Below are 7,349 nucleotides of genomic sequence, written 5' to 3' on the forward strand. Positions count from 1 at the left end.
AACTGCTTGTGGTGATGTTGAGATTGAAGATGAGGGAGCTGATCGTACAACAGCAGATAGTTCAATGGAGGCAACCCCGACAGATGATGATGCAAGTGCTTCTGGCGATTCATCATTAGAGTCAGTTGAGCCTATCGATAATGAATCGGATAGTTCAAGTGATTCTTTGAGGATTATAGGTAAAATAACTTATGATAGAGTAGGTGTCAATAGTAATGGTGTTGGACTTAACTATAATAACATTACTAAAGAAGCTGCAAAACAAGTTACCGTAAAAGTTATAGATAGTACAGGTAAAACAATTGCAACTACAACCACCGATGATAGTGGGGAATATATATTAGATAATCTTCCAGAGAATACAGAGGTTAAAATTCGTGTATATGCAGAGATGAAAAAAGCTGGTGCTACTGGGTGGGATGTTAAAGTAGTTGATAATACCAGTGGCGATGCTCAATATGTAATAGAGAGTAGTCTCGTGTCTACAGGGAATAGTAGTACAAGACGAAATATGAATGCTTCTAGTGGATGGGGTGGTCGCTCTTATAGTGGAACAAGAAATGCAGCACCTTTTGCCATACTTGGAAGTATATATCAAGCTATGGAGAAAGTGATTTCTGCTGATAGTGCTGCTACATTTCCAGCTCTTATTGTTAACTGGTCGGTTAACAATGTATTAGGAGGTAATGGAAGTGCATCTGCATTGAGGGATGGGCAGATAATGACATCACACTTTAATGGTGAAAATGGTCTATATATCTTAGGTGATGCCAACTCTGATACTGATGAGTATGATGACCATATCATTATCCATGAGTGGGGTCACTATTTTGAAGCTAAATTTTCTAGGGCTGATAGTATAGGTGGTAGTCATACTGCTGGTGATAGATTAGATATTCGTCTAGCTTTTGGAGAGGGGTGGGGTAATGCTTGGTCTGCTATAGCTACAGATGATACAATCTATTATGATACATTAGGAGCTAGACAATCTGATGGTTGGTCTATGGATATAGAGAGTCAAGCAAGAAGTGTACCTGGGTGGTATAGTGAGGCATCTATACAACGAATTTTATATGATTTATATGATAGTAATGATGATGGGGTGGATACTCTTTCACTTGGTTTTAAACCTATTTATGATGTTCTTGTTGGTTCACAAAAAACTACACCTGCATTTACAAGTATCTTCTCTTTTATCAAAGGATTAAAAGATGAAAATCCTACATCTATCAATGCAATAGATAATATTTTGAGTAATGAAAATATCTCAAGCATAGATAATATCTATGGTAGTAATCATTATGACCTATATAGTGATTTGTCAATAGGAGATAGTACAGAAGTGTGTACCTCTATTGAATATGGAGTTGGTTCACAAGGACATCATAATATATTAGGTAACCATAAGTATGTACGATTTACTATTTATAGTGGTGGCACATATACTATAAAAATGAGTCAAAATAGTTGGGGTAGCTCAGACCCAGACTTTGCACTCTATCAAGTAGATTCATTTAAGAAAATTGAGGAATCAAGAGGAGAGGTTCGAAATGTAGAAGAGGCTAGATATAGTCTCTCATCAGGGGATTATATGCTAGATATTGTAGCTTGGAATCCTAGTCAAACAAGACCATGTTTTGATATTACGGTTAATAATTAAAAAAAGGATAAAAAATGAAAAAAACAAAATTACTACTATCTTGTCTATTGATGGCAGGTTTAACAGGAGAGATAGCAATGGCAAAAGATAATCAAATTGCAGAGGGGACAACCATTGGATTTGAACATTGTATGAAACCAGGGGCTCCTATTGACATTACATATAAGGCAACAAAAGTTGGTCTAAATGAGGTAGCTGATATAAATGTAACTCTTACGACATCTATTGGTGCTGGCGATATGGTGGTGACGATAGATTTTGATGAGAAATTAAAAAGAGAGAGTGAAGTGTATGATAGTATGAGGTTTTCTCTCTCTGATACAACAAATGATTATAAGTTAAACTTTAAAGCCTCCTCATCAGAAGATGGTCTCTACTATATAAGATTTTTAGCAAAAATAGAGAATGGAGGTAGTACAAGAATGCGTGCGATGGCTGTTCCTGTCTATGTTGGAGATGGAAAGTTAAAAAGAAAAGGTAATCGTGTGATTATGAAAGCAGTGGGTGGGGAGAATATATCTGTCTCTAAAGCAGAAGAGACCATAGAAGTGATTGAGTAGGGTGCTGTTTTCAACGCACCATTTAAAATCTATAAACTTTCGGTGGGCATAAATGCACCACCTTACTATTTACGCTGTCTCTGTATCTATAACCTCTGATTGTATCTGTTTTACAGGCTCTTGGTATATAACCATTGTTCCTATAACTCGTCCACCCTCTTCAGTTTTGATATTTTTGACGGTAATCTCACCTTGTACAAATCCATTTCTTCCAACCTCTAGCAGTTCAGAAGCTATTACTTTACCATTTACTTTACCATTTACTACAACTTTTCTACTTTGAAGTTTCTCAGTAGTAACTTGACCATCATGAGCAATCTCTAGTAGCTCTGAAGCGTATACCTCACCATCTACTGTACCATTAATATTGATTTTTTTACTGTCAATTTTGGCTTTGACGGTACTCCCTTTGGTAATAGCAACACTCTGGTCAGAGACAATAGCTCCAAGAGCTTTACCGTGGATTACTAGATTGACAGAGTGGATTTTGTCAGATACAGTTCCACTCCTTGCAATCTCTAAGTCACCACACTGAATCTCTCCCATAAGAGAGCCTTCTATTAGAACAGTTTTTGCTCTTACTGTACCATTGACGCTACCAGCTCTTCCAATAGTAAGAGAGTTAACAGTTATATTACCATTATGTTGACCATTTATTTGAACTGAATTGTTCCCCTCTATATTACCATCCAGTTGACCATCAACTTGAATGTTGTCATTTCCATTGAAGTTACCTGCTACTTTTATACCTTTTGAGATAACGGTTGCTATAGTTGGTTTAGGCTTAACTTTCTTAGGTTCAGGAGTAGTTTGAACCTCTTTTTTTTGATTTTTGTTCTTATCTTTGCTATTGAAAAATGCCATATTGATGCCCCTTTGTTGATTTTATTTAATTAATATATAATAACTAATAGTAGCTTAGTAAGTTAGTCATGATTAAGTAATAGAGATAGAATATGAGTTTTTTTTGTCACAATAGATATAAAACAGCAAAAAATAGGTTATATTATGTTTTAAAAAATTGTTTACTATGTTGACATACTGTATAGCCTGTTATCATGATTTAAAACTATTTCGATATAATACGCGACCTCATTCTCTATGAGTAATATCTAATGAAAGGAAAAAATATGCCAAAAATGAAGAGCGTAAAAGGTGCTGTAAAGCGTTTTAAAGTTAAAAAATCTGGTAAAATTAAAAGAGGGACTGCGTTTAGAAGTCACATTTTGACTAAAGTTGATGGTGGTCATCATCGTAAAAACAGAAGTCCTAAAATGGTTAGCAGTGCTGATGCACCAAAAATCAGAGAGATGATAGTTTAATTACAACTCATTCTAAAAAGCAATAACTCCTAGAGAGCTAGGACAAGTTCATTTTGAAAATAAAATGACACCTATTGACCCACAACAGTGAGGCATACATGGTAAAGGAAAAACATGAGAGTAAAAACAGGTACCGTTAGACACCGACGACACAGGAAACTTCTAAAACAAGCTAGAGGTTTCTATAGTGGAAGAAGAAAACATTTTAGAAAAGCTAAAGAGCAGTTAGAGCGTTCATTGGTATATGCTTATAGAGACAGAAGACAGAAAAAGAGAGATTTTAGAAAGCTTTGGATTATTAGAATCAATGCTGCTTCAAGACTTAATGGTATGAACTATTCAACATTTATGCATGGTCTGAAAGTTGCGAATATTGAGCTTGATAGAAAAATCTTGGCTGATATGGCTATGAATGCTCCTGAAGCATTTACAAAAGTGGCAGATGCTTCAAAAGCGGCACTTGTAGCGTAGGAAAATTTCTATTGTTTGGTCGGTGTTACCGACCCTACAGTGATGCGTAAGCGTTGTTGCTAACTACTCTTTGTCCCCATAAAAATCTATTTTTGTAGAATCTTTTCTTTTTGAAAGATGTAATAACCACTCTCTTTTTGGCAGAACTTGCATGTATAAATTTGTCATTACCCACATATATACCTACATGATTCACTTTTTTACGATATTTTTTCTCAGTATCAAAAAAGACTAAATCTCCTACTTGAAGCTCATTGTACTCTACTTTTATTCCAACTTTAGCTTGGTGTCCAGAGTATCTTGGTAGAGTCATGCCATGCTCTTTGTAGACATATCTTGTGAAGCCTGAACAGTCAAAACACTCTGGACCATTAGCCGCCCATACATATTTTGCCCCCATAAACTCTTGTGCTGTCAAGATAATCTCCTCTTCTTTGCTCATCTCAACCCAATTATCACCAATAGAGGAAGAAGTAGTATCTTCTATGCGACTACTCATCTCTATTATACCACCTTGTATACCATCACTCTCCATCTCATATTGGACAGCCAATGCTAATTTTTCTAGTTCGTCACTTTGAACAGATAATGCTAACGCTTCTAGTTCATTGCTCTCTTGGTGAATGGTTGCTGTTGAGTTGTTTTCTGGTTTTGAAGATTGATTTAGGTCTTTAGACTCTTTAGTTATACTCTTCTGTATAGATGGTTTAACTGTAGATGCTTTCTCTTGCATACACCCTGTATTGAGCAGTGGTAAAATCAGTAGTGCAATAGAAAATAGTTTAACTTTTCTCATTTAATAAATTCCCTTTAATGTAAATCGTACATAAAATGTTCGTTTTAACAACAAATGAGCTGTTATTAAATATAAATTTACAGAAAGATTGTGTAGAAATTGTGTAGTTGTCACTTAATGTCACTACTATTTATGCTATAATTTGTTTAAAAAAGGAGTATAAGCATGTTTAAATATATTAAAATATATTTGAGTGTCATTTTTTTATTTATGGTATTAAGTTGTTCAAATAGTGATGAAACTACCACAAAAGAGGTGATTACAGAGAAAATTTCAATTGAAAAAAATCAAACTATTGAGGAGACAGTTCTTCAAGAGATGGGGTTTAATTTTGAAAATGAGAAGATTATTATAGATTTTAATAAAACTAATAACTTCTTCTTAAATATGGAGAAAAAATTGGATGAGAAAGCCAAGGAGATTGAAAAAAAGATTCAAAGTGCAGATATAAATGTAACTAGAGATGTAGGGGTAGTTATTACAGATGAGAAGTTGAGTATAGATTTGAATAGTACTAAAAATTTACTAAATGATATATCTGAACTTTTTGAAGAGATTATTTTGGATATAAATAGAACTATTAATTAGATTATTGTAGAATCTCTTATATTTAAATATAAAGGTAAAGAATGCAACAAGTTGATATGAACTCGTCAGAGTTTCAGGCTGAATTAGAAAAAACTTGGAGGTTTGTTGAAAAGGTAAACAGTCAGTTTGGTTTTGTACAGCATCCTATGGAGGATGTGAATGAAGGTGTTGCTATGGGACTTGCAAGAAACAGACTGATGTATGGCAAGAGGTTCTGTCCCTGTTTTATGGTTATCGGCAAGACAAAAGATGAACAAAACAGTGCTGATAATCGAATATGCCCTTGCAAACCAGCTATAGAAAAAGAGATTCCAGAGGATGGGAAGTGTCACTGTGGTATCTTCTGTACGCCAGAGTATGCTACAGCAGAAAAACAGAATAGTGAGATTGAAGAGGTAGTTCATCAGCACTCTCGGGGATTAACAAAAGAGGAGGCTACAACTCTTTTATCAAAAGAGCAACTAGATGGAGATGAGCTTGAGGCTCTACTAGAGGCTAGAGAGTTAGGTATGATTGACTTTACCATGCTTGATGTTCGAGAGTTGATGGAGTATAAGATGGGTCATATAGTAGGAACAGATGCTCTTGTGCCTACTTCACAGTTCTACTCTGCAATTGAGGGGCAGAATGATAAGAAGAGAGGAGCAGTTATCGTCTATTGTCATACAGGAAGTAGGAGTTTTCAAGTCCAACACGCGATGAAATCACTTGGATTTAAACAGGTTGGAAATCTTCGGTATGGGATTATTAGTTTTGGGGGAGAAGTCCAAAGAGGGTAATTTCGTAGGGTGCTGTTTTCTAACGCACCAAAAAAATGAATATTTTTGATTAAAGAATAAAATATATTTATTATTGTAATAAAAGGTGCGTTAGAAAACAGCACCCTACAGAAGTGGCATACAATAATAGTGTATAAACCCAGCACTATAAAATGTGCCTATTCCTAAAAAAATCACAATATGAGATAGTGGTATACTCTGTCTAAAAAAGAGTATACCTATACTGTACAAACTATATCCAATAGAAAGAACTATAAAGAAAATCATACCCATAATAGAGTCAGATGGAAGTGGATGGGAGATAAAAAATTCTATTATATGATAAAAATCAGAAAAAGATAATCCATAAAATATTAACAGTGTTATTATAGTAATAGCTACAAAAGCTACACTCTTAATAAGATATTGATGAAGCAGGTTGATAACTGTAATTGTAACTATAGGAACTCCAAAAAGATAGACAAATAGATATCCATATAGTATAAACAGTTTTGACTCTTTATAGTGGTCTATAATGAAACCATAAACAGATATAAATTGCCAGTAGAAAAGTCCCATAAAAACTATGCTATATAGTAGAGCAGGGATAAATTTGATTATTGATTGAAAAATCATAAAAACTCTTTTTGCCATTTTTTGTGACATTATATTATAAAATTTAAAATTTTTGGCAAAAAGAGAAGTTTTTTGTTATGCTCTTAAAAAACTAGAGTCAGATATCACTTCAAATGTCAGGTTTGAGGCTCTTTTATCCAGTTCTGACTGGACAGTATCTTTTATCTGATGAACTCTACTGACAGCTAGTGTAGAACGGTCTATTATAAAAGTGTGGCTACTCATATTGGCTCCTACCTCTTTTGCATTTGATAGAATAGTAAAAAGTTCACCAGTACCTCCTATATTACTCTCAGAGATAAAACACATACTACTACCGTATAGTGCCTCTCTCAAATCAGCTGTGAAGTTAACTCGTTTCTCTTTTCTTATACTCTTTAGTATATCTTTTTCACCATCTGAATAGTATCCCCTTTTTATATCAGCAATCCGTTCATCATTTTTACATACATAGATAATCTCATTTCCCATCTCTGCTAAGTTTTTTCCACTCTGTAGCTCATTTTTATTAATCCCTAGTACACTTATTCTCATTTTATAATTCCTTTTATCTTTTAT

Annotated in this window: 10 protein-coding genes; 6 read left to right on the forward strand and 4 right to left on the reverse strand. The window is 34.3% G+C overall.

Going from position 1 to position 7,349, the window contains the following annotated elements:
* Both GSY74_RS04925 and GSY74_RS04930 read left to right on the forward strand, forming a co-directional pair.
* A partial coding sequence (locus GSY74_RS04925; RefSeq protein WP_164663994.1) for a hypothetical protein occupies nucleotides 1-1,660 on the forward strand: 1,660 nt, incomplete at its 5' end.
* 14 nt (nucleotides 1,661-1,674) lie between these two features.
* Nucleotides 1,675-2,220, forward strand: a complete 546-nt coding sequence (locus tag GSY74_RS04930) for a hypothetical protein (protein ID WP_164663996.1) — start codon at nucleotides 1,675-1,677, stop codon at nucleotides 2,218-2,220.
* A gap of 69 nt (nucleotides 2,221-2,289) precedes the next feature.
* On the opposite strand, the gene GSY74_RS04935 is transcribed toward GSY74_RS04930, so the two are convergent.
* The gene (locus GSY74_RS04935) at nucleotides 2,290-3,084 is read right to left on the reverse strand and encodes a polymer-forming cytoskeletal protein (protein ID WP_164663997.1); all 795 of its coding nucleotides are present in this window, start codon (nucleotides 3,082-3,084) and stop codon (nucleotides 2,290-2,292) included.
* Between the two features lie 266 nt (nucleotides 3,085-3,350).
* Between GSY74_RS04935 and rpmI the strand changes: the two genes are divergently transcribed.
* Both rpmI and rplT read left to right on the forward strand, forming a co-directional pair.
* On the forward strand, nucleotides 3,351-3,542 hold the full coding sequence (gene rpmI, locus GSY74_RS04940; protein ID WP_164663998.1) for a 50S ribosomal protein L35: 192 nt from the start codon (nucleotides 3,351-3,353) through the stop codon (nucleotides 3,540-3,542).
* Between the two features lie 114 nt (nucleotides 3,543-3,656).
* Entirely contained in the window at nucleotides 3,657-4,013 is a 357-nt protein-coding gene (gene rplT / locus GSY74_RS04945; protein WP_164663999.1) for a 50S ribosomal protein L20, read from the forward strand.
* Between the two features lie 34 nt (nucleotides 4,014-4,047).
* Here rplT and GSY74_RS04950 read toward each other — a convergent pair whose 3' ends face one another.
* Nucleotides 4,048-4,809: a C40 family peptidase gene (locus GSY74_RS04950; protein WP_164664000.1), complete on the reverse strand. Its 762-nt coding sequence runs from the start codon at nucleotides 4,807-4,809 to the stop codon at nucleotides 4,048-4,050.
* 165 nt (nucleotides 4,810-4,974) lie between these two features.
* On the opposite strand from GSY74_RS04950, the gene GSY74_RS04955 reads away from it, so the two are divergent.
* Together GSY74_RS04955 and GSY74_RS04960 are read left to right on the forward strand one after the other, a co-directional pair.
* Nucleotides 4,975-5,397, forward strand: a complete 423-nt coding sequence (locus tag GSY74_RS04955; RefSeq protein ID WP_164664001.1) for a hypothetical protein — start codon at nucleotides 4,975-4,977, stop codon at nucleotides 5,395-5,397.
* A 41-nt stretch (nucleotides 5,398-5,438) separates the two neighbouring features.
* Nucleotides 5,439-6,176, forward strand: a complete 738-nt coding sequence (locus tag GSY74_RS04960) for a ferredoxin-thioredoxin reductase catalytic domain-containing protein (RefSeq protein ID WP_164664002.1) — start codon at nucleotides 5,439-5,441, stop codon at nucleotides 6,174-6,176.
* Nucleotides 6,177-6,281: 105 nt separating this feature from the next.
* Here GSY74_RS04960 and GSY74_RS04965 read toward each other — a convergent pair whose 3' ends face one another.
* The gene (locus GSY74_RS04965; RefSeq protein ID WP_164664003.1) at nucleotides 6,282-6,791 is read right to left on the reverse strand and encodes a hypothetical protein; all 510 of its coding nucleotides are present in this window, start codon (nucleotides 6,789-6,791) and stop codon (nucleotides 6,282-6,284) included.
* 75 nt (nucleotides 6,792-6,866) lie between these two features.
* Nucleotides 6,867-7,325 carry a hypothetical protein gene (locus GSY74_RS04970; RefSeq protein WP_164664004.1) on the reverse strand — a complete coding sequence of 153 codons (459 nt, stop codon included), beginning with the start codon at nucleotides 7,323-7,325 and terminating at the stop codon, nucleotides 6,867-6,869.
* Nucleotides 7,326-7,349 lie beyond the last annotated feature (24 nt).

The sequence above is a fragment of the Sulfurovum sp. bin170 genome (assembly GCF_010892395.1).
In the GTDB taxonomy this organism is placed as follows: domain Bacteria; phylum Campylobacterota; class Campylobacteria; order Campylobacterales; family Sulfurovaceae; genus UBA1140.